Annotated in this window: 33 protein-coding genes; 15 read left to right on the forward strand and 18 right to left on the reverse strand. The window is 59.9% G+C overall.

Annotated elements, in window-relative coordinates:
* The first annotated feature begins 132 nt into the window (after nucleotides 1-132).
* The gene (locus tag ACQZ5G_RS03325) at nucleotides 133-3,027 is read left to right on the forward strand and encodes an Rne/Rng family ribonuclease (RefSeq protein ID WP_448736976.1); all 2,895 of its coding nucleotides are present in this window, start codon (nucleotides 133-135) and stop codon (nucleotides 3,025-3,027) included.
* A gap of 150 nt (nucleotides 3,028-3,177) precedes the next feature.
* On the opposite strand, the gene ACQZ5G_RS03330 is transcribed toward ACQZ5G_RS03325, so the two are convergent.
* The 3 genes from ACQZ5G_RS03330 to ACQZ5G_RS03340 form a co-directional block, all read right to left on the reverse strand.
* Entirely contained in the window at nucleotides 3,178-3,882 is a 705-nt protein-coding gene (locus tag ACQZ5G_RS03330) for an SDR family oxidoreductase (protein ID WP_080817141.1), read from the reverse strand.
* 128 nt (nucleotides 3,883-4,010) lie between these two features.
* A complete protein-coding gene (locus tag ACQZ5G_RS03335; protein ID WP_448736977.1) occupies nucleotides 4,011-4,370 on the reverse strand; it encodes an antibiotic biosynthesis monooxygenase family protein in 360 nt (119 codons plus the stop codon).
* Nucleotides 4,367-4,693, reverse strand: a complete 327-nt coding sequence (locus ACQZ5G_RS03340) for an NIPSNAP family protein (protein WP_448736978.1) — start codon at nucleotides 4,691-4,693, stop codon at nucleotides 4,367-4,369. Before ACQZ5G_RS03340 ends, ACQZ5G_RS03335 begins: the two co-directional genes overlap by 4 nt.
* Nucleotides 4,694-4,767: 74 nt before the next feature.
* Here ACQZ5G_RS03340 and ACQZ5G_RS03345 point away from each other — a divergent pair, with 74 nt between their 5' ends.
* Nucleotides 4,768-5,451 carry an ArsR/SmtB family transcription factor gene (locus ACQZ5G_RS03345; RefSeq protein ID WP_448736979.1) on the forward strand — a complete coding sequence of 228 codons (684 nt, stop codon included), beginning with the start codon at nucleotides 4,768-4,770 and terminating at the stop codon, nucleotides 5,449-5,451.
* Nucleotides 5,452-5,475: 24 nt separating this feature from the next.
* On the opposite strand, the gene ACQZ5G_RS03350 is transcribed toward ACQZ5G_RS03345, so the two are convergent.
* The gene (locus tag ACQZ5G_RS03350; RefSeq protein WP_448737077.1) at nucleotides 5,476-6,633 is read right to left on the reverse strand and encodes a pyridoxal phosphate-dependent aminotransferase; all 1,158 of its coding nucleotides are present in this window, start codon (nucleotides 6,631-6,633) and stop codon (nucleotides 5,476-5,478) included.
* 173 nt (nucleotides 6,634-6,806) lie between these two features.
* Between ACQZ5G_RS03350 and ACQZ5G_RS03355 the strand changes: the two genes are divergently transcribed.
* From ACQZ5G_RS03355 to ACQZ5G_RS03380, 6 genes are all read left to right on the forward strand, one after another.
* Nucleotides 6,807-7,574 carry a DsbA family protein gene (locus ACQZ5G_RS03355; RefSeq protein ID WP_003521455.1) on the forward strand — a complete coding sequence of 256 codons (768 nt, stop codon included), beginning with the start codon at nucleotides 6,807-6,809 and terminating at the stop codon, nucleotides 7,572-7,574.
* A 125-nt stretch (nucleotides 7,575-7,699) separates the two neighbouring features.
* Nucleotides 7,700-8,137: a type II 3-dehydroquinate dehydratase gene (gene aroQ, locus ACQZ5G_RS03360; protein ID WP_077982408.1), complete on the forward strand. Its 438-nt coding sequence runs from the start codon at nucleotides 7,700-7,702 to the stop codon at nucleotides 8,135-8,137.
* A gap of 25 nt (nucleotides 8,138-8,162) precedes the next feature.
* Nucleotides 8,163-8,654: an acetyl-CoA carboxylase biotin carboxyl carrier protein gene (gene accB / locus ACQZ5G_RS03365; RefSeq protein WP_137003401.1), complete on the forward strand. Its 492-nt coding sequence runs from the start codon at nucleotides 8,163-8,165 to the stop codon at nucleotides 8,652-8,654.
* 12 nt (nucleotides 8,655-8,666) lie between these two features.
* Nucleotides 8,667-10,013: an acetyl-CoA carboxylase biotin carboxylase subunit gene (accC, locus tag ACQZ5G_RS03370; RefSeq protein WP_065653954.1), complete on the forward strand. Its 1,347-nt coding sequence runs from the start codon at nucleotides 8,667-8,669 to the stop codon at nucleotides 10,011-10,013.
* 6 nt (nucleotides 10,014-10,019) lie between these two features.
* A complete protein-coding gene (gene aat / locus ACQZ5G_RS03375; RefSeq protein ID WP_448736980.1) occupies nucleotides 10,020-10,664 on the forward strand; it encodes a leucyl/phenylalanyl-tRNA--protein transferase in 645 nt (214 codons plus the stop codon).
* A gap of 79 nt (nucleotides 10,665-10,743) precedes the next feature.
* Complete coding sequence (locus ACQZ5G_RS03380) at nucleotides 10,744-11,187, forward strand: hypothetical protein (RefSeq protein ID WP_448736981.1); 444 nt, start codon at nucleotides 10,744-10,746, stop codon at nucleotides 11,185-11,187.
* A 17-nt stretch (nucleotides 11,188-11,204) separates the two neighbouring features.
* On the opposite strand, the gene ACQZ5G_RS03385 is transcribed toward ACQZ5G_RS03380, so the two are convergent.
* The 5 genes from ACQZ5G_RS03385 to gatB all read right to left on the reverse strand — a co-directional run bounded on the left by ACQZ5G_RS03385 (nucleotide 11,205) and on the right by gatB (nucleotide 14,963).
* Nucleotides 11,205-11,642, reverse strand: a complete 438-nt coding sequence (locus ACQZ5G_RS03385; RefSeq protein WP_065653957.1) for a DUF2155 domain-containing protein — start codon at nucleotides 11,640-11,642, stop codon at nucleotides 11,205-11,207.
* 132 nt (nucleotides 11,643-11,774) lie between these two features.
* Nucleotides 11,775-12,173 carry an NADH:ubiquinone oxidoreductase subunit NDUFA12 gene (locus ACQZ5G_RS03390; protein WP_448736982.1) on the reverse strand — a complete coding sequence of 133 codons (399 nt, stop codon included), beginning with the start codon at nucleotides 12,171-12,173 and terminating at the stop codon, nucleotides 11,775-11,777.
* Nucleotides 12,174-12,282: 109 nt separating this feature from the next.
* On the reverse strand, nucleotides 12,283-12,756 hold the full coding sequence (locus tag ACQZ5G_RS03395) for an N-acetyltransferase family protein (protein WP_448736983.1): 474 nt from the start codon (nucleotides 12,754-12,756) through the stop codon (nucleotides 12,283-12,285).
* Complete coding sequence (locus ACQZ5G_RS03400; protein ID WP_448736984.1) at nucleotides 12,753-13,250, reverse strand: N-acetyltransferase family protein; 498 nt, start codon at nucleotides 13,248-13,250, stop codon at nucleotides 12,753-12,755. The genes ACQZ5G_RS03395 and ACQZ5G_RS03400 overlap by 4 nt, the downstream gene beginning before the upstream one ends.
* Nucleotides 13,251-13,457: 207 nt before the next feature.
* Entirely contained in the window at nucleotides 13,458-14,963 is a 1,506-nt protein-coding gene (gene gatB, locus ACQZ5G_RS03405; protein WP_003521466.1) for an Asp-tRNA(Asn)/Glu-tRNA(Gln) amidotransferase subunit GatB, read from the reverse strand.
* A gap of 151 nt (nucleotides 14,964-15,114) precedes the next feature.
* Here gatB and ACQZ5G_RS03410 point away from each other — a divergent pair, with 151 nt between their 5' ends.
* On the forward strand, nucleotides 15,115-15,447 hold the full coding sequence (locus ACQZ5G_RS03410; protein ID WP_448736985.1) for a DUF1294 domain-containing protein: 333 nt from the start codon (nucleotides 15,115-15,117) through the stop codon (nucleotides 15,445-15,447).
* On the opposite strand, the gene ACQZ5G_RS03415 is transcribed toward ACQZ5G_RS03410, so the two are convergent.
* Nucleotides 15,429-15,938 (reverse strand): GNAT family N-acetyltransferase, encoded by a 510-nt coding sequence (locus ACQZ5G_RS03415; RefSeq protein ID WP_035217587.1) that lies wholly within the window; start codon nucleotides 15,936-15,938, stop codon nucleotides 15,429-15,431. The genes ACQZ5G_RS03410 and ACQZ5G_RS03415 overlap by 19 nt on opposite strands.
* Before the next feature lie 274 nt (nucleotides 15,939-16,212).
* Between ACQZ5G_RS03415 and ACQZ5G_RS03420 the strand changes: the two genes are divergently transcribed.
* Nucleotides 16,213-16,470: a YjhX family toxin gene (locus ACQZ5G_RS03420; protein WP_003521470.1), complete on the forward strand. Its 258-nt coding sequence runs from the start codon at nucleotides 16,213-16,215 to the stop codon at nucleotides 16,468-16,470.
* Between the two features lie 58 nt (nucleotides 16,471-16,528).
* Here the strand turns inward: ACQZ5G_RS03420 and gatA are convergent, their stop codons facing one another.
* The 3 genes from gatA to ACQZ5G_RS03435 all read right to left on the reverse strand — a co-directional run bounded on the left by gatA (nucleotide 16,529) and on the right by ACQZ5G_RS03435 (nucleotide 19,182).
* A complete protein-coding gene (gene gatA / locus ACQZ5G_RS03425) occupies nucleotides 16,529-18,010 on the reverse strand; it encodes an Asp-tRNA(Asn)/Glu-tRNA(Gln) amidotransferase subunit GatA (protein WP_448736986.1) in 1,482 nt (493 codons plus the stop codon).
* Between the two features lie 54 nt (nucleotides 18,011-18,064).
* On the reverse strand, nucleotides 18,065-18,352 hold the full coding sequence (gatC, locus tag ACQZ5G_RS03430; protein WP_003521472.1) for an Asp-tRNA(Asn)/Glu-tRNA(Gln) amidotransferase subunit GatC: 288 nt from the start codon (nucleotides 18,350-18,352) through the stop codon (nucleotides 18,065-18,067).
* Nucleotides 18,353-18,477: 125 nt separating this feature from the next.
* Nucleotides 18,478-19,182, reverse strand: a complete 705-nt coding sequence (locus ACQZ5G_RS03435; protein WP_448736987.1) for a metal-dependent hydrolase — start codon at nucleotides 19,180-19,182, stop codon at nucleotides 18,478-18,480.
* A gap of 84 nt (nucleotides 19,183-19,266) precedes the next feature.
* Here ACQZ5G_RS03435 and ACQZ5G_RS03440 point away from each other — a divergent pair, with 84 nt between their 5' ends.
* Nucleotides 19,267-19,569: an alkylphosphonate utilization protein gene (locus tag ACQZ5G_RS03440; protein WP_003521474.1), complete on the forward strand. Its 303-nt coding sequence runs from the start codon at nucleotides 19,267-19,269 to the stop codon at nucleotides 19,567-19,569.
* A gap of 14 nt (nucleotides 19,570-19,583) precedes the next feature.
* Nucleotides 19,584-20,063, forward strand: coding sequence for a Holliday junction resolvase RuvX (ruvX, locus tag ACQZ5G_RS03445; RefSeq protein WP_003521476.1), 480 nt, complete (start codon nucleotides 19,584-19,586; stop codon nucleotides 20,061-20,063).
* Here ruvX and ACQZ5G_RS03450 read toward each other — a convergent pair.
* The 3 genes from ACQZ5G_RS03450 to ACQZ5G_RS03460 form a co-directional block, all read right to left on the reverse strand.
* Complete coding sequence (locus ACQZ5G_RS03450; RefSeq protein WP_003521478.1) at nucleotides 20,015-20,332, reverse strand: DUF6105 family protein; 318 nt, start codon at nucleotides 20,330-20,332, stop codon at nucleotides 20,015-20,017. The two genes, ruvX and ACQZ5G_RS03450, sit on opposite strands and share 49 nt — an antisense overlap.
* Nucleotides 20,329-20,463: a hypothetical protein gene (locus ACQZ5G_RS03455; RefSeq protein ID WP_256366667.1), complete on the reverse strand. Its 135-nt coding sequence runs from the start codon at nucleotides 20,461-20,463 to the stop codon at nucleotides 20,329-20,331. Before ACQZ5G_RS03455 ends, ACQZ5G_RS03450 begins: the two co-directional genes overlap by 4 nt.
* 275 nt (nucleotides 20,464-20,738) lie before the next feature.
* Entirely contained in the window at nucleotides 20,739-21,383 is a 645-nt protein-coding gene (locus tag ACQZ5G_RS03460; RefSeq protein WP_003521480.1) for a TetR/AcrR family transcriptional regulator, read from the reverse strand.
* A gap of 186 nt (nucleotides 21,384-21,569) precedes the next feature.
* Here ACQZ5G_RS03460 and ACQZ5G_RS03465 point away from each other — a divergent pair, with 186 nt between their 5' ends.
* Nucleotides 21,570-21,845, forward strand: coding sequence for a type II toxin-antitoxin system Phd/YefM family antitoxin (locus tag ACQZ5G_RS03465; RefSeq protein ID WP_174029326.1), 276 nt, complete (start codon nucleotides 21,570-21,572; stop codon nucleotides 21,843-21,845).
* Nucleotides 21,845-22,267 carry a hypothetical protein gene (locus ACQZ5G_RS03470; protein WP_269830841.1) on the forward strand — a complete coding sequence of 141 codons (423 nt, stop codon included), beginning with the start codon at nucleotides 21,845-21,847 and terminating at the stop codon, nucleotides 22,265-22,267. The genes ACQZ5G_RS03465 and ACQZ5G_RS03470 overlap by 1 nt, the downstream gene beginning before the upstream one ends.
* Nucleotide 22,268: 1 nt before the next feature.
* Here ACQZ5G_RS03470 and ACQZ5G_RS03475 read toward each other — a convergent pair whose 3' ends face one another.
* Together ACQZ5G_RS03475 and ACQZ5G_RS03480 are read right to left on the reverse strand one after the other, a co-directional pair.
* Nucleotides 22,269-22,880, reverse strand: a complete 612-nt coding sequence (locus ACQZ5G_RS03475) for a GNAT family N-acetyltransferase (RefSeq protein ID WP_448736988.1) — start codon at nucleotides 22,878-22,880, stop codon at nucleotides 22,269-22,271.
* A gap of 137 nt (nucleotides 22,881-23,017) precedes the next feature.
* Nucleotides 23,018-24,670 (reverse strand): acyl-CoA dehydrogenase family protein, encoded by a 1,653-nt coding sequence (locus tag ACQZ5G_RS03480; RefSeq protein WP_020808932.1) that lies wholly within the window; start codon nucleotides 24,668-24,670, stop codon nucleotides 23,018-23,020.
* Between the two features lie 325 nt (nucleotides 24,671-24,995).
* Between ACQZ5G_RS03480 and ACQZ5G_RS03485 the strand changes: the two genes are divergently transcribed.
* Nucleotides 24,996-25,427 (forward strand): DUF6841 family protein, encoded by a 432-nt coding sequence (locus ACQZ5G_RS03485; RefSeq protein ID WP_448736989.1) that lies wholly within the window; start codon nucleotides 24,996-24,998, stop codon nucleotides 25,425-25,427.
* Nucleotides 25,428-25,530: the final 103 nt, after the last annotated feature.

Here is a 25,530-nt window from a genome sequence, read left to right on the forward strand (position 1 = left end):
GATGCTGCCAGTTTACAGACGCCCGGCAGGAGACTTCATTTCCGGCACATCCTTGCACTCATATGAAAGGCTCGTCCGTGTGGCGGGCCTGTTCTCGTATAAAACAAGGCTGCGCCGAGGAGCACAGCTTACATGGCAGACAAAATGCTTATCGACGCCTCCCACGAAGAGGAGACACGCGTAGTCGTTGTCCGTGGGAACCGGATCGAAGAATTCGATTTCGAATCGGAGCACAAGAAACAGATCCGCGGCAATATCTACCTTGCCAAGGTCACGCGGGTTGAACCCTCGCTTCAGGCGGCCTTCGTCGATTACGGTGGAAATCGCCACGGCTTTCTCGCTTTTGCGGAAATCCATCCGGACTATTACCAGATTCCGCTCGCCGACCGTCAGGCCCTCCTGAAAGCGGAAGCCGAGGATCATCGCCGTAGCGACGATTTCGAATCCGCTGATGCACCCGAGCCCGGCGCCCCCATGATCGACCTTTCGCAGGTGGATCAGCCGGATGTCGGCATTGTTTCCGCCAGCGAAACCACTGAAACGGTCGTCGTGGAAGAGACTGCGCCTGCCGCGGAAGAGGTTTCCGGAGAAGTGGCCGTCGAGGCCGTAGCCGAAGAAGCGCCCGCCGAGGAAGAAAAGCCGAAGAAGCGCACCCGTCGCCCCCGCGCCAAGAAGAAGACGGCGGAAGAAGAAGCCGCAGCGGCCGAGGCCGCCGAAGCTTCTTCCGAAGACGACGGCAGCGCCGGCGGCGAAATGGCCGCCATGGTCGATACCGACACGATTTCCGAGGAAGTCGAGGGTCTTCGCCGCGGCAATGACGATGATGACGACGACGATGACGATCACCACGAAAAGGAAGTGATCGAATCCGTCGGCGCCGAAGACGCGATGGAAGAGGTTCCGGACCGCGTCGCCCGCAAGCCGCGCAAGCAGTATCGCATTCAGGAAGTCATCAAGCGCCGCCAGATTCTTCTGGTGCAGGTGGCCAAGGAAGAACGCGGCAACAAGGGTGCGGCGCTCACCACCTATCTGTCGCTTGCCGGCCGTTATTCCGTGCTGATGCCGAATACGGCGCGTGGCGGCGGTATTTCCCGCAAGATCACCCAGCCGACCGACCGCAAGCGCCTGAAGGAAATCGCACGCGATCTGGAAGTGCCGCAGGGCATGGGCGTCATTCTGCGCACCGCCGGCGCAAACCGCACCCGCGTCGAAATCAAGCGCGACTTCGAATATCTGATGCGCCTGTGGGAAAATGTCCGCACGCTGACGCTGAACTCCACCGCTCCCTGCCTCGTTTACGAGGAAGGCTCGCTGATCAAGCGTTCGATCCGCGATCTTTACAACAAGGATATCGGCGAGATCATCGTTTCGGGCGAAGACGGCTATCGTGAAGCCAAAGACTTCATGAAGATGCTGATGCCGAGCCATGCCAAGGTGGTTCAGCCTTACCGCGACATTCACCCGATCTTCTCGCGCTCCGGTATCGAAGCCCAGCTCGACCGGATGCTGCAGCCGCAGGTGACGCTGAAGTCCGGCGGTTACCTCATAATCAACCAGACGGAAGCGTTGGTTTCCATCGACGTCAACTCGGGCCGTTCGACCCGTGAGCATTCCATCGAGGAAACCGCGCTCACGACCAACCTCGAAGCGGCGGAAGAAGTGGCGCGCCAGCTGCGCCTGCGCGACCTTGCCGGCCTTGTCGTCATCGACTTCATCGACATGGAAGAAAAGCGCAACAACCGCTCTGTCGAGAAGAAGCTCAAGGATTGCCTGAAGAACGACCGCGCCCGCATCCAGGTCGGCCGCATCTCGCATTTCGGCCTTCTGGAAATGTCGCGCCAGCGCATCCGCGCTTCGGTGCTGGAATCGACCACGCAGGTCTGCCAGCATTGCGGCGGCACGGGCCATGTTCGCTCGGAATCCTCCATCGCGCTGCATGTGCTGCGCGGCGTCGAGGAATATCTGCTGCGCAACACCACCCACAACATCACGGTGCGCTGCACGCCGGAAACAGCGCTCTACCTGCTCAACCACAAGCGCGGCACGATCGTCGATTATGAAGGCCGCTTCGGCGTGTCGATCATCATCGCTGCTGACGCCGGCGTCGGTGCGCAGCATTTCGCCATCGATCGCGGTGAAGCCGTCGAAAATCCGGTGAAGATCGAAAGCCTCATCCAGATGCTGCCGAACTTCGTGGAAGAGGAAGACGATTTCGTCGCCGAGGTGGAAGAGGACGAAGACGAGGAAGAAATCGTCAAGGCGCAGAGCACCGAGCCACGCCAGCAGCAGCAGGGCGACAATGGCGAGGAAGGCAAGCGCAAGCGCAAGCGTCGCCGCCGCCGTCGCGGCAAGGGCGGTCAGGGCGAGCAGAACGGCGCGCTCGACGCCCAGTCCGGCGATGCGGAAGGCGATGATGCCGAAGGTGACGACGATGGCGTCGAAACCGATGAAGCCGATGCTGAAACCGAAAACGGTGCAGCGGAAGCGGTAACCTCCGAAGAGGACGGCAAGCGCAAGCGCCGCCGTCGCGGCAAGCGCGGCGGACGTCGCAACCGTGCGGAAGACGAGGCGCTCGATGCTGCCGACTCGGAAGCCGAAGGTGAAAGCGAAGAGGCTTCCGCCGAAGCATCCGTAACCGAAGAGCCGACCGCCGCAGAGGTGGTGGAAGGTGCGGTTGCCGAGGTCGCGGAAGACGAAGTGCCGAAAAAGCCGCGGCGCACCCGCAAGGCAAAGGCCAAGACTGAAACCGAGGAAGCGCCGAAGGCCGAGGCCGTTGAAACGGTGGAGCCGGTGATCGTCGAAGAAACCGTCGTCGACGTCGCAGTTGAAGAAGCGGGTGAGGCATCGGCCGATCTGGCTTCGGAAGCGGAAGCACCGGCCACGGAAGAAAAGGTCCGCGCGAACCGGGGCAGCAATGTCTCGAGCTCGGAGCCGGTGGTCACCTCTTCCGGTTCCTCCACCCCCGCCGATGGCGACGAGCCGAAGCCCCGCAAGGGCGGCTGGTGGCAGCGCAAGGGCTTCTTCTGAGAGAAGCCACATCCTCAATAAAAGACGCCCGCAACGATGTTGCGGGCGTTTTCTTTTATCGGCGCAAAGAACAGGGCGTTTTTTTGAGCCGCTGACATTTCCTCATACCCGTGCTTGTCAGAGGGATGAGGAGTGGGAAAGGCCCACCCGTCAAACAGACCGCGTCAGCCCGCCATCAACGCGGATATTCTGACCGGTAATATACCCTGCCCCCTCAGAGGCAAGGAATGCCACGGTGGCGGCGATCTCCTCGCTCTTGCCGTAACGCTGCATCGGCACGCTCTCGCGGCGTTCCTCCGTCGCCGGCAGGCTGTCGATCCAGCCGGGCAGAACATTGTTCATGCGCACATTGTCGGCCGCATAGGTATCGGCGAAAATCTTGGTGTAGGAGGCAAGGCCGGCGCGGAACACGGCGGATGTCGGGAACATGCTGCTCGGTTCGAAAGCCCAGGCGGTAGAGATGTTGACGATGGCACCCGCCTTCTGTTTCACCATGACGGGGGCGACAATCCGTGTCGGGCGGATGACGTTCATGAGGTAGACATCGAGGCCGGTGTGCCATTGCTCGTCGGTAATATCGAGAATGGAGGCACGCGGGCCATGGCCGGCGCTGTTGACCAGCACATCGATGCGGCCGAATTTTTCGAGCGTCAAATCCGTGAGCCGCTGGAGATCGTCATTGGACTGGTTGGAGCCGGTGACGCCGATTCCGCCCAGCTCCTGCGCCAGCGCCTCTCCCTTGCCAGAAGAGGACAGGATTGCGAGTTTGTAGCCATCCGCGGCCAGACGTTTCGCCACGGCAGCCCCCATGCCGCTGCCGCCTGCCGTTACAATCGCTACTTTTTCCGTCGACATCGCTTTTCTCCTTGGCCAATCCTAAGTGTTCGCACCACATTGGCCCATCTATAACGGGTTTCAAAGGCGAGTTCGAACCAGAAAGCCTTGCAGCGGCATGCAGAAAAACTGATGCTGGAAATATCAGCCTAAGCTGTTCCGTCTGCCGGATGGGCTTTCCGGCTATCGGCCGGCGCTTCCTCCCTCTCCTCCAGGCCGTAGTCGCGGATCACCTGCGCGATACGCAGCCGGTAATCGGAAAAAACACCGGACCGGCCCAGCGACTGCGCGGCGCGATGCGGCATGGTGTTGCGCCATGCCCTCACCGCTTCCTCGTCCCGGAAAAAGGACAGAGACAGCATCTTGTCCGGATTGCCGATGCTTTGAAACCGCTCGACGGACAGGAAGCCGTCGATGGTTTCCAGTTCTGCCCGCAGGCCTGCCGCGATGTCGAGGTAATGCTGCTTCTCGCCTTCAGCAGGCCAGACCTCGAAGATAACGGCGATCATTGTCCGCCTCCGGCGTGCGGAGCGGAGGCGAGACGCAGGAAAAGCCGGTCCTCTCGGCGAATGAACTGTTCGCGGCGGGCGAATTCGTAATTTTCCCACCCCGCAGGATCGGCGGCGAGCCGTGCCCGGTAGGCTTCGTAAGCGGCGAGATTTTCGATGTTGTAGACACCGTATGCAATGGTGCTCGATCCTTCCTTCGGCGCGTAATAGCCGATCAGATCGGCCCCGCAGCGCGGTATCGCCTCACCCCATGTGCGGGCATATCGTTCAAAAGCGTCGACCTTGAAAGGATCGATCTCGTAGCGGATGAAACAGGTCAGCATCGTTTGTCTCCTCGTGGTTTGCCTCTCCCTTCTACGCCATTGCCTTGCATCAATGCTTCGGCTATCATCGAAGCATGAAAGACGGACCCCTGATCGCCAATGTCGCCGCGCTGATCGGCGACCCTGCCCGCGCCAACATCCTGACGGCGCTGATGGACGGACGTGCGCTGACCGCAAGCGAGCTTGCCGAAGCCGCCGGCGTGACGTTGCAGACCGCCAGCGGGCATCTGTCGAAGCTCTCCGAGGCGCAACTCTTGAAAGCGGAAAAACAGGGACGTCACCGCTATTTCCGTCTTTCCGATGAGGATGTGGCGCATGTTCTTGAAGCGTTGATGGGTCTTGCCCAACGTACGGGCGCGGTCCGCGTCCGCACGGGACCGAAGGACAAGGCGCTGCGGGAAGCGCGCATCTGCTACGATCATCTGGCCGGAGAGAGCGGCGTGGCGCTACTTGCCGCCATTAGCGCAAAGGGGCTCGTGACGTTAGGCGACGATCCTGCCCTTACGGAGAGCGGACGCGACTTCTTCTCGAACTTCGGCATCGACCTTTCGCCGCTCGAAAAGGCCCGTCGCCCGGTCTGCCTGCATTGCCTGGACTGGAGCGAACGCCGCCATCACCTCGGCGGCGGGCTTGGCGCATCGCTGCTTGAAGCGATGCAGCAGCGGGACTGGCTGCGGCGCGGAAACGGCCGTGTGCTCACCTTCACTGCAAAGGGCGAAAAGGCGTTCAACAGCACCTTCGGCTGCACGCCCGCCTGATTTCCCTAATCGGATGATCCCGGCTTATTTCAGCCAGCCGGCGATACGTCCAACGGCCTCGGCGATATCCGACACGGAACCCGCATAAGAAATGCGCAGCGCCCTGTGGCCTTCCTCGGGATCGAAATCCATGCCGGGCGTCGCCGCCACATCGATTTCCGCCAGCATGCGCTTGGCAAAATCCATGCTGTCGTTGGAAAAGCGGCTGGTATCGACATAGGCGTAAAAAGCGCCATCCATCGGGGATGCGAGCGGCAGGCCGATCTCCGGCAAGCGCGCCATCAGGAAATCGCGGTTGGTGCGATAGCTTTCCCGGTAGACATCCAGCTCCTCCGCCGCCGAAAAAGCTGCGGTCGCCGCAAGCTGCGACAGTTCGGGCGCGGAAATATAAAGGCTCTGGGCCAGACACTCGATCGGACGGACCAGATTTTCGGGCAGCACCATCCAGCCGATGCGCCAGCCGGTCATGCAATAATATTTGGAGAAGGAGTTAATGATCACGGCATTGTCGGTGATTTCGAGCGCGCTCGTCTCTTCGCCGACAAAGGTAAGGCCGTGATAGATCTCGTCGGAAATGAAAGCCATGTCGCGGCTTTCGCAATAGCTGGCGAGCCGCTTCAGCGCCTCGCGGCCGGTAACCGTGCCGGTCGGATTGGCCGGGCTTGCCAGAAGCACGCCCTTCAGCTTGCAGCCGGCTTTCGTCTCTGCCCGCTCCAGACTTGCCGGCGTCAGCGTATAGCCGGTTTCGGCGGTGACCGGCACTTCCACGACATTGAGGCCGAGAGCCTTCAGAATATTGCGATAGGCCGGATAGCCGGGCCTTGCGATGGCGACATAATCGCCCGCATCGAAAAGGCTGAGGAAAGCGAGATTGAAGGCCGCAGACGAGCCCGTCGTCACGGCGATGCGGGCCGGATCGATGGCGACCTGGTGGCGCAGCCGGTAATGGCCGGCAATCGCCTCCCGCAGCTCGCGCAGGCCGAGCGCGTCTGTGTAACCGATCCGCCCATGCTTTAGCGCCGCCTCAGCCGCCGCAAGCGAGGCTTTCGGTGCGGGATGGGAGGGCTGGCCGACCGCCATGGAAATGACGGGGCGGCCCGCCTGCCTGCGCCGATTCGCTTCCGCCAGAATATCCATGGCGTGAAAGGGTTCGACTGCGCTCCGCTTCGACATCGTAATCAAGGGCATGCTCTTTCCTGAACCGTATTTCAGAGACTTGCCGCAGAATCACAATCTTCACAATCATGCGATCATAATGCGGACAAGTATTTTTGCCGTATGGCATTTGGCTTAAAGTAAGGTAATTGCCTTCATAAGATTTCAAGAGGCTCCGGCCGCACAGAATGAGGACCGATATGGCGCATTTTCTCCGTTCCACCCTTCTCGCCAGCGTGACGGCCCTTTCGACGGTATTCGCCTCCCTGCCCGCCCACGCGCTCGACGAGCAGCAGAAGAAGGAGATGGGCGAGTTCATCAAGCAATATCTGATCGAGAACCCGGAAATCATGCTCGAGGTTCAGGATGCGCTTGAGCGCAAGCAATATGCGGCGCGCAACGCCAAGGCGGCGGAAGCCGTCGCCGACAACAAGAAGGCCATCTTCGAATCGAAATTCGATCTGGCGCTCGGCAACCCGGATGGCGACGTCACGCTGGTCGAGTTCTTCGACTACAATTGCGGTTATTGCAAACGCGCCATGGGCGACATGGACAATATTCTGAAGAGCGACAAGAAGGTGCGTGTCGTCCTCAAGGAATTCCCGATCCTCGGACCGGAATCGGTTGCGGCCCACCGTGTCTCCAACGCCGTGAAATTGCTTGCGCCGGCCAAGTATCCCGAATTCCAGCGCACGCTGCTCGGCGGCCGCGGACGAGCGAATGAGGACAGCGCCATGGAAGTCGCGACCTCGCTCGGTCTCAAGGAAGCCGATATCCGCAAATCGATGGCGGAGAACCCCAATGACGAGCAGGTGCAGGAAACTTACAAGCTGGCAACCAGCCTCGGCATCACCGGAACGCCGTCCTATATCGTCGGCGACGAGGCGGTTTTCGGCGCGGTCGGCGCCGACCCGCTGAAGGAAAAAATCGCCAATATGCGCAGCTGTGGAAAAGCCACCTGCTCCTGATTGCTAAAAAAGCCACTGCATTCCCTGTGAGATGCCTGCCAAGCGGCCGGTTTAGGGCTTGCGGGGGCTTTTCCTTGACGGCTGCGCAGTCTATAGCTGTCGCTGATTTTCTTATGGAAACTTGAATGAGCAACATCATCATCGTCATCAACGGCCCCAATCTCAACATGCTGGGAAAAAGGGAACCGGGTATCTATGGTGGCAAGACGCTGAAGGACATCGAGAATGATTGCCTTCAAGCCGGTGCCGATCTCGGTTTCGCAGTGGAATTCCGCCAGTCCAACCACGAAGGCGTGCTGGTGGACTGGTTGCAGGAGGCGGGCGAGCGGGCGGCAGGCGTCGTCATCAATCCCGGCGCCTACAGCCACACATCCATCGCGTTGCATGACGCCATTCGCGCGATTTCCACGCCCGTCGTGGAAGTGCACATTTCCAACATCCACGCCCGCGAAGAGTTCCGTCACAAATCGATGGTATCACCTGCGGCAAAGGGCATGGTCTGCGGTTTCGGACCATATGGATACATCATGGCGCTTCACGCGCTGAAAAACATCACGGCATAAAAAGAAACAAAGAATAGGGTTTGTCATGTCTGAAAAGAAACAGGGTATCGACAAGGAACTGATCCGCGAACTCGCGAATATCCTCAACGATACCGACCTTTCGGAAATCGAAGTGGAGCAGGAAGACCTGCGCATCCGCGTCTCCCGCGCCGCCCCCGCTCCCGCCACGGTCTATGCTGCGGCGCCCGCCGCTTATGCGCCCGCGCCGGCAGCTCCCGCTGCCGCACCGGCAATCGCAGCACCGGCCGCCCCTGCAGCCGCCGCAGCACCCGCCCGTAACCCGGCCAACACCGTGTCCTCGCCGATGGTCGGTACGGTCTATCTTTCGCCTGCCCCCGGCGCACGTCCCTTCATCGAAGTGGGCGCGACCGTCAAGGAAGGCCAGACCATCCTCATCGTCGAAGCCATGAAGACCATGAACCAGATCCCGGCTCCCAAGTCCGGCAAGGTCGTGGAAATCGTCGTCAACGACGCTCAGCCCGTGGAGTATGGCGAAGCCCTCGTGGTCATCGAATAAAGGCGGTTCAGCATGGTTTCGAAGATCCTCATAGCCAACCGCGGCGAGATCGCGCTACGCGTCCTGCGCGCTGCCAAGGAGCTTGGCATTCCGACGGTGGCCGTGCATTCCACGGCCGACGCGGACGCCATGCATGTGCGCCTTGCCGACGAAAGCGTGTGTATCGGCCCGCCGCCCTCGCGTGACAGCTACCTCAACATCCACCAGATCGTTGCGGCCTGCGAAATCACCGGTGCGGACGCCGTTCACCCCGGCTACGGCTTCCTGTCGGAAAACGCCAAGTTCGCCGATATTCTCGACGCGCACGGCATCACCTTCATCGGGCCGACCGCCGAACATATCCGCATCATGGGCGACAAGATCACCGCCAAGCAGACGGCGCAGGAACTCGGCATTCCCGTGGTTCCCGGTTCCGATGGCGAAGTGAAGCCTGAAAACGCGCTCGAAATCGCCCGGACGATCGGCTTCCCGGTCCTCATCAAGGCGACGGCGGGCGGCGGCGGCCGCGGCATGAAGGTGGCCAAGACCGAAGCCGATCTGGAAGAGGCCGTTGCGACGGCACGCTCCGAAGCGGCAGCAGCCTTCGGCAACGATGCCGTCTACATGGAAAAATACCTCGGCAAGCCGCGCCATATCGAAGTGCAGGTTTTCGGCGATGGCGAAGGCAATGCCGTTCACCTCGGCGAACGCGATTGCTCGTTGCAGCGCCGTCACCAGAAGGTGCTGGAAGAAGCCAATTCGCCGGCCCTCACCGTCGAACAGCGCATGAAGATCGGCGAGATTTGCGCGAGCGCCATGCGCAAGCTGAAATATCGCGGTGCGGGCACCATCGAGTTCCTCTATGAAAACGGCGAGTTCTATTTCATCGAAATGAACACCCGTCTGCAGGTGGAGCATCCGGTGACGGAAGCCATCACCGGCATGGATCTCGTGCAGGAACAGATCCGGGTTGCTTCCGGCCAGGGCCTGTCGGTCACGCAGGACGATATCGAATTCCATGGCCATGCCATCGAATGCCGAATCAATGCCGAGGACCCGCGCACCTTCGTTCCCTCGCCGGGCACGCTGACCTACTTCCACACGCCGGGCGGCCTTGGCGTGCGCGTCGATTCGGGCGCCTATCAGGGCTACAAGATCCCGCCCTATTACGACAGCATGATCGGCAAGCTGATCGTCCACGGTCGCGACCGTGACGAATGCATTCGCCGCCTGCGTCGGGCGCTCGACGAATTCGTCGTTGATGGCATCAAGACCACGCTGCCGCTTTTCCAGGATCTCCTCCAGAACGAGGATATCCTGAAGGGCGATTACGACATTCACTGGCTGGAAAAATATCTGGCCGGTGACGCGTCTCACTAAGACGATATGGTTGGGCGGCGCAGCAGAAATAACGGCATAACGGTCGATATTCTGCTGCGCGCCTATTCCGCCGGCCTGTTCCCAATGGCCGATTCGGCTGACGATCCCGAGCTTTTCTGGGTCGAGCCGGAAATTCGGGGAATCATCCCGCTCAATGGTTTTCACGTTTCCAAAAGCCTCGCCAAGGCGATGCGCAGGAAGCCGTTCGAGATTCGCTTCAACACCGCGTTCGAAGCGGTGATGGCCGGATGTGCGGCGGAAGCGCCGGACAGACCAAGCACCTGGATCAATGCCACCATCCGCAGGCTCTATAACGAGTTGCACCAGATCGGCCATGCACACAGCGTGGAGGCGTGGGAGGGCGAAGAGCTTGTCGGCGGACTTTATGGCGTCTCGCTGGGCGCCGCTTTCTTCGGCGAGAGCATGTTTTCCCGCCGCACCAATGCATCGAAGATTTGCCTCGTGCATCTGGTCGAGCGTTTGCGGCAGCAGGGATTTACGCTGCTCGACACGCAATTTACGACCGAACATCTGAAGACATTCGGGGCAATCGATATCCCAAAATCGGAATATGCCACGATACTTGAAGCGGCTGTCGACAGGCCGGACGTACCCTTCGAAAAATTGTCTGCGCAAGAAAATCCACGCTGAAAACAACCTGAGATTTTGCTTGCAACCCTCAAAAACATGACTTATCCGATCATGATATATGGTTCACCGGGGGATTGTCATGCGCTGGATTGCGGCCTTGTTATTGATGTTGACGCCGGCGGCGAATGTCACGGCTGCCGAACAGCGCCCGAACCCGCAGGCCGCCTGGCGAAGCGAAATTTCCCGAGCCTTGACGGGCGTAACCGGCCGCCCGGAATTCAAGGTCGTGCGGACGAACAAGAAGCAGGTGCTCCTTGTTACTTTCCGCGTTGACCCGGCGGGAAAGATGCAGGCTGTTCAGGTCAAAAACATAAGGGATAGCACCTATCAGACAAGAACGGCCGTAAAGATGGCATTTTCTGAAATCAGGTTCCCCTCACCTCCCGCCGGCGATCAGCCCAACAAGTTCACCGTTCCGATCGTGATCGAGCCCGAACTGACGCGGGAGGAAATGATCGAACAACTGGAAAGCAAAAGCAAAGCCCTGGCCGATTTGGCCGAGAAGCTCAGACGCCAGAAATAGGCGCGGTCGTGGGTTAATTACTTGCTTGCCGTTGAGGGAGCGGGAACTTCCGAGTCCTGCTTGCAGCCCGTCAGCCACACGTCGTAGATGGGGTGTTCCACGGCGTTCAGGCCGGGGCTGTCGGCGAACATCCAGCCCGTGAAAATCCGCTTGATCTTGCGGTCGAGGGTGATTTCATCCACCTCGATGAAGGCATCGATCTTCTGCGCTTCCGTCTGGTCACGGGAATAGCAGACTTTCGGCGTCACCTGAAGCGCGCCGAACTGCACGGTCTCATCGATATAGACATCGAAGGAAGTGATGCGGCCGGTGATCTTGTCGATGCCGGAAAACACCGCCACGCGGTTTTCAAGACGAGCAGCAGAAACGGGCGAAATGAGGATGACAGCAGAGACCGCTGCAAACAGCGAGACTGTCAGCGCACGCAAAGAACGATCCCGCGTGAATTTCCTCATACGATATGTCTCCAAATATTTGCCTGTGTCGAACCGCCGACCGGATCAACGCCTAAGGGCGGAATGTGGCAAAAACCGGTGAGGCCGGATGCAAGCGCGGTGTTTTGCACAACACCGCGCATCGCAAGATGCTTAGTTGCCGGGGGTCCAGGCGTCGTAGTCGCCGGTCACGCGCGGGCGCTCGCCAGCCACGGCCAACGATCCCTGCGGGCGATAGGCCTTGGACGAACCGGTGAGGTTCGGCTGGTGCGGCTTCTGCCAGTCGCGCGCAACGTAGCTTTCCTGGCTCGGCGGCACGTCGGTGCGGTAATGCATCCAGCCATGCCAGCCGGGCGGAATGGCCGACGCTTCGGCATAACCGTTATAGATCACCCAGCGGCGCGGCATGCCCCAGGAGGTGGTGCCGCCTTCGTAATAGGTGTTGCCCAACTCGTCCTGTCCTACCTCCTTGCCGAAACGCCAGGTATGAAACCGCGTTCCGATCGTCTGGCCGTTCCACCAGGTGAAGATTTGCGTCAGGAGAGTCTTCATTCTACGTTCCTCGGGCTTGAATGCGCCGCAGCGATTTTCCGTGCACGGCACAAGACATGCTTATGCCGCCCCTCACGGCAATTGTCCAGCATTTCGAGATATATCCGCGCTATTTCAGCTTCATCCTGAAGCCTAAATGCCGCTTCTCGAAACCCAGCCGCTCGTAGAAGCGGTGCGCATCCAGCCGGGCCATGTTGGACGTCAGCTGCGCGGCGTTCAGGCCCTGCCGGCGGGCTTCTTCCAGGCAATGATTGATCATCACCGCGCCGATGCCTCGACCGCGCATGTCGGCGCGCGTCTGCACCGCCTCGATCACCATGGACTTTGCCCCTCGCCCGACGAGTTTGGTCAGGATCGCCGTCTGGAAGGTGCCGACAACGTCGCCGTCCAGTTCCGCCACATAGAGCGTTTCGCTCGGCGACGCTTCGATGGCGCGGAAAGCGGCGAGATAATCCGGCTGCGCCGATTCTTCCGCCGTATCGCCGTGGCCGCCGATCTCGTCGGCGGCAAAAATGGCGGCGAGTGCCGGAAGATCGTCTTCGCGCGCCGTGCGGATGATCAGTTGTTGAAGTGTCTCATTCATCGGGTCAGGCTCTTTTCCATAACGACGCCGGGCAGACCCTCGATGCCCGCCATGCGCTCGATTCGGTCGACCTCGACAAATCCGACGCCTTCATAAAAGGCGATTGCGACAGTATTTTTAGGCTCGACTTCCAGCCGCATGATTTCCGCATCCGGAAAACAGGTTTCGAGTTCGGCGAAGAGATCGCGGCCGATGCCCTGCCGCTGAAGGTCAGGCGCGACATAGAGCTGGTGCAGCAGGGCCGTCTTCGCCATCTTGGTGGACATGGAGCCATAGGCCATGCCGCCAATCCGCTTGCCGTCGTCAGCCACCAGAAACTCGCCGCCCTTTTTCTCGATACGGTCCTTCATGGCCTGCGGCGAATGCCATGCGAGGATCAGCTGGTTCACCTTGTCGACGCCATAGATCGCATCATAGGTCGCGTGCCATGTCGTGGCGAGCAAGGTGCGGACCGGCTCGATGTCCCGCAGACTTGCCGTGCGGATGAAAAACATGTTTGGGCTCCGTCTTGAAACAGAAAAGCCGGGCGTTGATCCCGGCAGAAGTGATGTCAGTCCCTCGTACCCGACGTCATCCTCGGGTCTGTCCCGAGGATCTGAGCACGTTGATGCCTTGTGGGTCGTTAGATCCTCGGGACAAGCCCGAGGATGACGGATGAGAGCTTTCTGCCTCGATACCTGTGAGCACGAGGCAGCGTCCGCTTACTCTTCCTCGATACCGAGCTTGGCCTTCACCAGCGCCTGCACCGCCTGCGGGTTGGCCTTGCCGCCCGTCGCTTTCATGACCTGACCGACGAACCAGCCGGCGAGCGTCGGCTTTGCCTTCACCTTCTCGACCTGATCCGGGTTGGCGGCGATGATCTCGTCGACGGCCTTTTCGATGGCGCCGGTATCGGTCACCTGCTTCATGCCGCGGGCTTCAACGATCTCAGCCGGGTTGCCGCCCTCGTTCCAGACGATCTCGAACAGGTCCTTGGCGATCTTGCCGGAAATGGTCTCGGCCTTGATGAGATCGATGATACCGCCGAGCTGTTCCGGCGAAACCGGTGTCGTCTCGATATCCTTGCCCGATTTGTTCAGCGCGCCGAGCAGATCGTTGATGACCCAGTTGGCGGCAGCCTTCGCATCGCGGCCGGCGGCAACGGCTTCGTAATAGTCAGCAATCGCTTTTTCCGACACGAGGATCGAGGCGTCATAGACCGACAGGCCGAGATCGGCGACGAAACGGGCCTTTTTGTCATCAGGCAGTTCCGGCAGATCGACCTTCAGCGCCTCGACGAAGGCATCGTCAAATTCGAGCGGCAGCAGGTCCGGGTCGGGGAAATAGCGATAATCATGCGCATCTTCCTTGGAGCGCATGGAACGCGTTTCGCCCTTGCCGGGATCGAACAGGCGAGTTTCCTGATCGATGACGCCGCCATCTTCCAGAATGGCGACCTGGCGGCGCGCCTCATATTCGATGGCCTGACCGACGAAGCGGATGGAGTTGACGTTCTTGATTTCGCAGCGCGTGCCGAAACCTTCGCCCGGACGGCGCACGGAGACGTTGACGTCGGCGCGCATCGAGCCTTCATCCATGTTGCCGTCGCAGGTGCCGAGGTAACGCACGATGGAACGCAGCTTGGTGAGATAGGCCTTGGCTTCGTCCGACGAGCGCATGTCGGGCTTGGAGACGATTTCCATCAGCGCCACGCCCGAACGGTTCAGGTCCACGAAGGACATGGTCGGGTGCTGGTCGTGCATGGACTTGCCGGCATCCTGCTCCAGATGCAGACGCTCGATGCCGATTTCGATATCTTCGAAATTGCCCTGACGGTCCGGACCGAGCGAAATGGTGATGGTGCCCTCACCGACGATCGGGTCCTTGAACTGCGAAATCTGGTAACCCTGCGGCAGGTCCGGATAGAAGTAGTTCTTGCGGTCGAAGATCGAGCGATGGTTGATCTTGGCCTTCAGGCCAAGACCGGTGCGCACCGCCTGCTTCACGCATTCCTCGTTGATGACGGGCAGCATGCCGGGCATGGCCGCATCCACCAGCGACACGTTGGAATTCGGCGCATTGCCGAAGGTGGTCGATGCGCCGGAAAACAGCTTGGAATTGGAGAGAACCTGCGCATGCACCTCCATGCCGATCACGATTTCCCAATCGCCGGTGGCGCCGGGAATGAAGCGTTTCGGGTCGGGGGTGCGCACGTCTACAAGGGTCATCTGAAGCTCACGATATACGGGTTCTTTGGCCTTGGTGGGTAGAACAAATGGAGCGCGGGCGCAAGACATCTTGCACCCTCTCACGCCAGGCCCGGGTTTTTCGCCGATACAGGATACGCGTTTTTTACGCTTCCCGGTTTCAATTCACGTCATGGTGACGATCGCTCTCTGTTTCATAACCTATATCGCCTTCAATCTTTTCGTCTTTCTTGTCTATTGGTGGGACAAGGAAGCAGCGAGAAATGGCGGATGGCGTATCCGGGAAAGCACGCTGTTATCGCTTGCGCTCATCGGCGGCAGCCTGGGCGCAATCTCGGCACAACGGCTGCTTCGGCATAAAACGCGCAAGGAACCGTTCCGCAGCGTCCTGATATCGATCGTGATATTGCAGCTAGGCCTTGCCGCATCGCTCGCCATCATGCCGGATTGGCCGATGCGGCTGGTGGACGCTCTGCAAACTCTGTCTCAGAAAGCCGGCCCATAAAGACCGCTCTCGACCTCGGCCAATTGCTTCTGCAGGCCTACCGACTGCACTTCGCGGTCGAGTTTCGGCGCATAGGAGACGGAGAGCCAGCGGACGCTATAGCCATGGTGGCGGAAAAAGGCGACTGCCGGCTCATTCTGGGCATGGGTTTCAAGCCGGATGGTCTCGAACCCCCTGTCCTCAATCAGCCTTTCAACATCGCCCAACAGGTGACTGCCGACACCTCTGCGGTGAAAATCAGGATCGATCCAGAAATCGGAAATCGTCTCGTCGAAATGCTCCCGCGCCGCCCAACCCGCAACCGAGCCGCCAAACTCCGCCACCCTGATCGCCAGCCATGACGAGCGGGTAAAATTGGAAAAGGCGCTGGCCGCATTGTCATAAAGGGTCGGGGTGATGCCGAGAGCCGCGGTAGCCTGTCGCCATGCCCTGAGGCCGATGGCCGCCAGAACCTCCGCTTCCTGCTCATGCGCATTGCGAATGACGATCAAGCCGCGCCCTCCATGGCCGTTGAAATTAAACCATTGCCAGGGCGATTCGACCAGCATGGTTTTCTCGCACCTGGCGGGACTTGACCGCCTCGGCTTTGCCCGCTACCCAAAAGGAGCAAGAACGGAGTTTTTATGTTCGCTCAATCGGAGTCCCGGTAAAGGCCCTGCCCGCAAGTTTATTGCGCGCCGGGCCATGCTGAAACCGAGCCGGATGCCTTAACGGCACCCGGATTTGCTTTCACGCGTCTATATGACGCCGACCGGACTTCCAAAAATGGACATTTCCCGCGCCGAACAGCGCATTCTTCACCTGCTCGCCCAGGGCGGCAGAATTGAACTCGTTCGAGACGACGCCCATAAAATCGAAAAACTCGCGCTCTACACGCGTGACGGCTGGATTTTCAGCGGCCTCGATCTCCTCACCTTCCGCAAACTGAAACGGAAGAGAGCCATCGCCTCCTCGGGCGGCAAGCCCTACCGCATCACGACGCGCGGGCTGGAACTCGTGCGGGGTGAGCTGGACAATCGATGAAAAACAAACGGGCGGCATTGGATGCCGCCCGTTCGTGTAGAAAGCTTAGTGAATCCGCTTACCACCACTTGGCGGGCGTGAACTTGCCGGCTGCCTGCTCGATGGCGTGCGCCGTCTTGAACAGCGTTTCTTCCTCGAAAGGCTTGCCGATAAGCTGCAGGCCGAGCGGCAGGCCCTTGCCGTCAAGGCCGGCGGGAACCGAAAGGCCCGGAAGACCGGCCATGTTGACGGTGATTGTGAAAACGTCCTGCAGGTACATCTTCACCGGATCGGATGCGAGTTCCTCGTCACCGACTGCGAAGGCGGAAGACGGGGTGATCGGCGCCAGAATGGCATCGACGCCTTCGTGGAAGACGTTTTCGAAGTCGCGCTTGATGAGGGTGCGGACCTTCTGCGCCTTCAGATAATAGGCGTCGTAATAACCGGCGGACAGCACATAGGTGCCAACCATGATGCGGCGCTGCACTTCCTTGCCGAAGCCGGCGGCGCGGCTCTTTTCGTACATGTCGGCAATGTCCTTGCCGTCGACGCGCAGGCCGTAACGGACGCCGTCATAACGGGCAAGGTTGGACGAGGCTTCCGCCGGCGCGACGATGTAGTAAGCAGGCAGCGCGTATTTGGTGTGCGGCAGCGAAATATCGACCACTTCGGCACCGGCATCGCGCAACCACTCGACGCCCTTGGCCCAGAGCTTTTCGATTTCTTCCGGCATGCCATCGACGCGATATTCCTTCGGAATACCGATCTTCAGGCCCTTGAGCGACTGGCCGATGGCCTTTTCGTAATCCGGCACCGGCAGGTCCACGGAAGTCGTATCCTTGGAGTCGACGCTTGCCATGGTCTTCAGCAGGATCGCGGCATCGCGCACGTCGCGGGCAATCGGGCCGGCCTGATCGAGCGAAGAGGCATAAGCGACGATGCCGAAGCGCGAGCAGCGGCCATAGGTGGGCTTGATGCCGACGGTGCCGGTGAAGGCTGCCGGCTGGCGGATGGAGCCGCCGGTATCGGTTGCGGTCGCGCCGGCGCACAGATGCGCGGCCACGGCTGCGGCCGAACCGCCGGAAGAACCGCCGGGCACCAGCTTCTGGTCGGAGCCATTGGCGCGCCACGGGTTGATGGCCGGGCCGTACCAGGAGCTTTCATTGGACGAGCCCATGGCGAATTCGTCCATGTTGAGCTTGCCGAGCATGACGGCGCCCTGATCCCAGAGGTTCTGGGTGACGGTGGATTCATATTTCGGCTTGAAGCCGTCGAGAACATGCGAACATGCCTGGGTGTGCACGTCACGGGTGGCGAACAGGTCCTTCACGCCGAGCGGAACGCCTTCCAGCTCGCCAGCCTTGCCGGCGGCGATGCGTTCGTCGGAGGCTTTTGCCATGTCGCGCGCCTTTTCGGGCGTCAATGCGACATAGGCGTTCAGCGCGCCGTTGGCCGCATCGATGGCGGAGAGATAGGCGTCGGTCAGCTCGAGGGCGGAAAATTCTTTGGCCTTCAGCTTTTCGCGGGCTTCGGCAATGGTCAGGCTCGTCAGGTCGGTCATGGTCGGCAACGGCTTTCGAAATCTTGGAAAAATCGGGCGGCAGAGGCGGTCGGCTTATTCGACCACTTTCGGGACCATGAAGAAGTCCCGGTCGGTCGCAGGCGCATTGGCGACAATGTCTTCCGCCTTGTTGCCGTCGGTCACCACGTCGGCGCGTTTTTTCATGTCCACCGGCGTCACCGAGGTCATCGGCTCAACGCCGTCGACGTTCACTTCCGAAAGCTGCTCCACGAAACCGAGTATGCCGTTCAGCTGGCCGAGCATATTCTGTGCTTCTTCTTCGCTGACTGCGATACGGGCAAGGCGCGCAACGCGCTTTACGGTGGCGAGATCGACGGACATGGTTCTACTCCGGTCAGAATTTTCCTACCCGCTATAATCACCATGTCCGCCATTCGCAACGGTAGAAAGCATGTCGTGCAAAAGAGTGACGTTGTTTTACGCTCACGACATGCCCGGGCAAAATGTCAGAAGGACAGCGTATCGCCGGCCTTCGGCGTGTGGACGCGCGCTTGCGCCCCTTCCATGCCGGCCACGAACTTCTCCGGCGTCTGGTCGATGATCGGGAAGGAACCGTAATGGCAGGGAATGACATTGCCGAAATTGAAGAAGCGCTGGCAGGCGAGCGCGGCGACGGCTCCGCCCATGGTGAAGCGGTCACCGATCGGCACAAGGCCGATATCCGGCTGATGCAGTTCATTGATGAGTTTCATGTCGGAGAAGATGTCGGTATCGCCCATGTGATAGACGGCCGGGCCGTCTTCGAAATGCAGCATCAGACCGTTGGCATTGCCGAGCGAATGGGAAACACCGTCTTCGGTGATCTGGGCGGAGGAATGCAGCGCATTGGTGAAGGTGACGGAAAAATCGTCGAAATGCACCGTGCCGCCGGTATTGCCCATATCGACCTTCGCGACGCCCTTGGCGGAAAGCCAGGCGGCAAGATCGGCATTGGCCAGCACGGTGGCACCCGTTTCGCGGGCAAGCTGGACGGTATTGCCGACATGGTCGCCATGGCCGTGAGTCAGGAGAATATGGGTGATGCCTTCGGCTGCCGACTTTCCATCCTGTCCGGCAAAACCGGGGTTACCGGTGAAGAACGGATCGATGAGGATCTTCGCGCTACCGTTTTCAAGGCGGAAGGCGGAATGGCCGAGCCAGGTGATTTTCATGGGAAGTTCTCCTTTGTATTACCGGTATATTATGACATAGGACGGCCTGAACAACCGCACTACCAATATTTAAGAGAGGCGACCATGGCCGCAAATGATGACGAGTACGTGTATGACGAGGCGACCGGTGAATGGCGACCGGCCTCCGAACTGGCTGCAGAAGCGGCGCGTGCGAATGAAGTGCGCGATGCGGCGGGCAATGTGCTGGCGGATGGCGATTCCGTCACTCTGATCAAGGATTTGAAGGTCAAGGGCACCAGCACGGTCATCAAGCAGGGCACCGTCATCAAGTCGATCCGCCTGACCGATAATCCGGAAGAGATCGATTGCAAACATGATGCGGTGAAGGGGCTGGTGCTGCGCACCGAGTTCGTCCGCAAACGATAAGGACAACACGCGACATGGCAACACTCACCATTGAGGAACTGGCGCAGGCGCTTCAGCCGGGACAGGCGATCGCCGGCCTCGACCTCGGCACGAAGACGATCGGGCTTGCCATGTCGGACCTGTCGCGGCGTTTCGCAACGCCGCGCCCCGTCATCAAACGGGTGAAATTCACGCAGGATGCGGAAGTGCTGCTGGCCTTCGCCGAAAAGGAAAAAGTTTTCGCTTTCATCATCGGCCTGCCGATGAACATGGATGGTTCGGCCGGTCCCCGCGTGCAGGCGACGCGCGCCTTCGTGCGGACGATGGGCGAAAAAACTGCCCTGCCCTTCATTTTCTGGGATGAGCGGCTTTCGACGGTCGCAGCCGAGCGCGCATTGCTGGAAATGGACGTCTCACGCGCAAAGCGCGCCGAACGCATCGATTCGGCCGCCGCAAGCTTCATTCTTCAGGGCGCGCTGGACAGGCTTTCCGCACTCACCCGCGCGGCCGACTGACGGCCCTGCCACCACGCCGCAATCTGCTTTCTCTTGCGGAAGGCGAGAATCGCAAAAACGATCAGGCTGTCGACAGCGATGGCGCGCGCCACCAGCGGCGGCAGGCTTTCCGGCGGCAGGCCGAGAATATTGCCGTAAATCTCGAACACCAGATCATGGGTCTGGCGTGTGAGCATGTAGAAGCCGAAGCTCATGTCGTAATAGGAAAGCCAGTACCAGCTGCCCAGCAGCGCGACGGGACCGGCCCAGAGGATCAGAAACCACTTCATGCCGCCTGCCCCCGCACAAACATCGTATCGGGAACGCCGGCAAGCACCGCCCAGCGCACCACGGCCATAAGGCAGAGGTTCAGCGCCGGCGCGTCGATATCCAACGGCAGCATCACAAAAAACGTCATCATGACGCCTAAAGCTGTCCAGCGGCTCACTTGCGGCTCCCTTATGCGCAGTCATTGCGCATGGTTAACATTTCGTTAATCCACACTGGACCGGCAGCCATGGCGAGGCAAACGAAAGCTGTCATTATGGTTAACGACGGGCGGCCGGCATGTGGAAAAGAACGTGATCGCGTGAACGGCCGGATGCGCCGGGCGGTTGCCGGCCCGGTGAAAACATGACTGATTTTTCTTTAATGCGCAGGTCCAGGCGCGACTGTATTCCGCCTGCGGAAACCGGTTCAGCCGTAAACGCCGCGCACCAGCCTTTTGACGGCAGTGGCGATCTTGTCCCAGTCCCGGTCCGATTTCAGCGGTACGCCAGCGAACTGACCGCTGGTGGCAGCGGAAATGACAAGGTGCTGAATGGCGGCGAACAGTACGGCATTGACCGCCGCTGTATCCACCCCCTTCGGCGCCGCCAGCGAACCGCGCATACGCTCCAGCCATTTGCCGAGCGATTTGGCGCGGGCTTCGGCAAGCTGTCTCACCTGCGGTGAACCGTCAGACACTTCCCAGGCGATGATCTTGCAGACGAGAGGATCGCTGCGCAGCGCATCCATGAAATAAAGCGCCAGCTTTTCCATGAGGTCGCCATAGGTCAAAAGGAACATGCCGCCGGTATCTTCCGGAATGCGATCCTTCACCCAGGAACCGAGGTCCTCGCCGATCGCCTCGATCAGGCCATCGAGGCCGCCGAAGTAACGGTAGATGAGCTGCTTGTCGCAGCCGGCGCGGCGGGCAACGGCATTGATGCCAAAACCCTGAAATCCCTCTTCGGCAAGCAGCGACCGCGCCGCATTAAAAATCGCCTTCTCGGTCTGAGCGCGATCCTTGATGCGCTTTTCCGGTCTGTCGGCTGAAATCGCCTCTGCGGTCGCCAGCATGATTCCCTACCCGTGTTTTGAAAGGCCTTCCTCAACGGGTTAACAAAGCATGAAGGGAAGAACAACGTGGCGGGGCGGATGAGGAGAAGGTTTTTGTGGATGAGCCGGCCGCCAGACCAAAATCGACGGCTTTAAATTTTCTGTATTTTCTGTATTATTCAGGAAATACAGACTTGAGGATTCCTCATGAAAAGAAAATCTATTTCCACGGCGGAGTTTATGCGACATTTCGGTCGCTACCATGACGAAGCGCAGAAATCGCCCATTTTGCTGACGAAGCATGGGCGACCTTCTGTCGTGGTGGTGCCGGTCGAACTTTTCGAAAAAATGCTGGGAAGCGACGATCCGCGCAGGTCTTACGCTGCTGGTGAAATGCCCGATGAATTGGCCGCCATGTTCAACACCCAGTTGGAGAAAGACTCCGAAGAATATCGGACATCCCGCGATGAGCAGGACAGATAATGTCCAAGTTCAGACGCGGTGATATCGTTTCCTATCCCTATTTGTGGCGATGGCAGTCTGCGGCTAATCCAACGCGTGACCATGGGGAAAAAGATCGCCCCGTCTGCATGATCCTGACGATTACGGACGCACAGGGCTTGTCCCATATATTGCTGCTGCCCATTTCATCGAAACCGCCGCAGGACAGCCAGCAGCGGGCAATCGAAATACCGAAGCTCGAGCTTCGGCGCGCAAAACTAACCGGCTATGATCGCGGCTGGATCACCGTCAGCGAATGCAATTACGACGTGATCGAACGATCCTACCATTTCAACGCTCTTCAACAGCCCATCGGGCGTTTCAGCGAGACATTTCTTGAAGACATTCGCACTGCCTTTGCACCGTTTCTGGCGGCAGGGGCAGCGCGGGTCATTAGAACCTGAATTACTCCAGCGCCATGCCGAACCACACGCTGCCCGGCGTTTCGTGGCTTTCGAGGCGTTTGAACCCGCGGGTTTCCCAGAAGCGCATGCCCGCGTGGTTGCGTTCGCTGGCGCCGAGGTGGATGCCGAAGACGTTGTTCTGTCTCGCCATATCGAGCCAGCGCGACAGAAGCCGGGTGCCGCCGCCCTTGCCCTGCGTGCGCGGCAGGAGGTTCATGTGGATATGCGCCGGAAACGGATCGGTGAGCCAGGCGGGCGTGCGGCGCGGATGGTGGATGAACTGGGCGCGGCGCTGGTCGGCGTCCCATGTCTGCTGGTCGCCGCCGGGATCGGGGTAAAGGCTGCGCAGATGCGGCCACCATTCCCGCTCCAGCCGCTCTTCGTGCACCGCCGTATCGAGAGCGCCGACGATATAACCGCACACACCTTCCTCATCCTCCGCCACGAAAACGGCATCGGGCCAGAGATGCAGATAGGGGACGGAATAGATATGCCCGACCATGCGGCCATCATTGTAAAGGGCGGTGGCGTCCTGCCCGGCATCGCCGGTGGCGAGGCTTATGGCGTAGAGCGCGTCTTCATCCTCGGCGCGGGCGGAACGGAAGGTCAGCATTGGCAGCCGCCTTCCCTTGTCGCGCATCGATGCACGAAAGTGTCACGACAGATCAGAACACGCTTTACGCCATTGCTGTTTTTCAAATCCGAGACCCCTCCCGCCGGGACTGCAAAACCTTCATCCGCATGCATCGGTCAAGATGCAGGCGGATAAAGAAGATCGATTATATAATTCGGATCGAAGCGGGAATCGAGCATGCCGTAAGTATGCCGCCAGCCGCCTGCGAGACGGGTCTCGAGGAAGGCATCGGCGATCTTGCCGGCGCCGAGACGGCAAAGCTCGGCGGCAGCGGCCGCAAGCGCGAACTGCTCCACCAGCAGGCGGGCCGCTCCCTCGTCACGCTCGGCAAGGGCGATTGCAGCGCGCAGCACGTCGGTGGTCTTCTTGCCGGCTGCACCCAGATCACGCTCCAGCGTCTGGAAGACGAGATCGAACAGATCCTTGCCGCGCTGGAGAACCCGCAGCACATCCAGCGCCATGACGTTGCCGGAACCTTCCCAGATGGCGTTGACGGGCGCTTCGCGATAGTGGCGGGCAATCGGCCGCTCTTCCACGTAACCGTTGCCGCCAAGGCACTCCATGGCCTCATAGATAAGCGCCGGCGCGATCTTGCAGCACCAGTATTTCACGATGGGCGTCATCACCCGCGCATAGGCGGCCTCGGCCGGATTGTTGCGGGCAGCGTCGAATGCCGTCGCCAGCCGGAAGGAGAGCGCAGTGGCCGCCGCCACATCCAGCGCCATGTCGGCGAGAACGCGCGTCATGATCGGTTGCGTGACCAGCATCTTGCCAAAAACCGAACGGCCACGGGCATAATGCACGGCTTCGGCAAGCGAGGCGCGCATCATGCCGGCGGAGGCAAGCGCGCAATCGAGCCGCGTCAGCGTCACCATGTCGAGAATGGTGCGGATGCCGCTGCCGGGATCGCCCAGCAGATAACCGAAGGCATCGGTGAATTCGACTTCGGCGGATGCGTTGGAGCGGTTGCCGAGCTTGTCCTTGAGGCGCTGGAAGTGCAGGCCGTTCTTCGAACCGTCTTCCAGATAACGCGGCACGAGGAAGCAGCCCATGCCGTCGCCCATCTGGGCGAGCATGACGAAACCGTCGCTCATCGGCGCGGACAGGAACCACTTGTGACCGGACAGGCGATAGATGCCCTCGCCCACTCGCTCCGCCGTTGTGCGGTTGGCGCGCACATCCGTGCCGCCCTGTTTTTCCGTCATACCCATGCCGATGGTGACGGCGGTTTTCTGCAGGGCCGGTTTCTGCGAGGAATCATATTTGCGCGAGAGAATCTTCGGCGCCCATTCCTTCTGCACGCGCGGCGAAGCCATGATGGCGGCGACGGAGGCGCTGGTCATGGTCAGCGGGCAAAGATGCCCGGCCTCCAGCTGCGAGGTCAGGTAGAATTTCGTGGCGCGGGCCTTGTGCTCATTGCCGCGCGTATCGGGAGAATTCTCCCAGACACTGGAATGCAGGCCTGACGACATGGAACGGCGCATCAGCGCGTGCCAGGCGGGATGGAATTCCACCTGATCCAGACGTTCGCCGCGCGGACCGTGGGTATGCAGCTGCGGCACGCCCTGATTGGCCATGCGCGCCAGTTCCTGCGCCTCATGCGACGTGACGTAACGGCCGAGCTGGTCGAACTCATCCCTTAGATTGCGCGACAGGCCGGAGGTCAGGTCGACGATCAGCGGATCGGAACGATAGGCGTTGATACCGGACCAGAGGCTTGGCTGGTTCAGTTCGGCGAGCGTTTCTTCTGTCCGGGAATTCTGGGTCATCCGCTGCTTCTAGCTGTTTTGTACTGGCGTTGCATAGTGGGGTGATATTGCATAATTCCACCCGCAGGAAGCGATTGAGACGATTAAACCGCCGCTTTCAGCATTTTTCGGGAGTGATCCTGATTTAGGTATCCGGCCCGCAGAATACCAAACACGTTTCCGGCAAGATCAACGACAGTCCCCAAAAAAGCCGCGCAGAAGTTGCAGCAACAACCGGCGGGCATGCGGATAAACGCATTCTCCATAATCTGCGGCCTGACGTGGAACCTGCAGCAGGCTTTTTCGGTTGGCGACTTTGCTGAACGGCTTGCACAGGGAGGAGACCATGGAGGCCAGCGTAAGAAAGCTCTTCGAGCGATATGAGCGATTTTTCAACAAGTCTCTCAAGGGTGACATGGATATGGAGGAGGTCGCCTCCCTCTACGCCTCCGACTTCATCGCCGCCTCCCCCGCCGGAGTGATGACCGGAAAGAACGATGACCACTTGAAGCAGGTCATGATGAAGGGTTACGAGCGCTACCGGACGATCGGAACGAAGGAGATGCGCATACGCGACATCCGTATCTCGCCCATCGATGACCACCATTGCCTTGCCCATGTTGCGTGGACGGCGACCTTTGCTCGCAAACGGCAACCGGATGCCGCAATCGATTTCGATGTTCATTACTTCGTCCAGAGGCTGGACGGAGCGCCGAAAGTTTTCGGCTGGGCGTCAGGAGACGAACAGGCGCTTTTGAAGGAGCATGGCATCGTCTGATGCCTGCGCCTTCCATCGTCGGGCCGTTTGCCTCAAGGGTTGGGGAAACATCGCCATGTTTTCATTTCAGGAGTTGCGGGCGCTTGCCCCGCGACCATGCAGT

The sequence above is a fragment of the Agrobacterium sp. 22-214-1 genome (genome assembly GCF_053522465.1).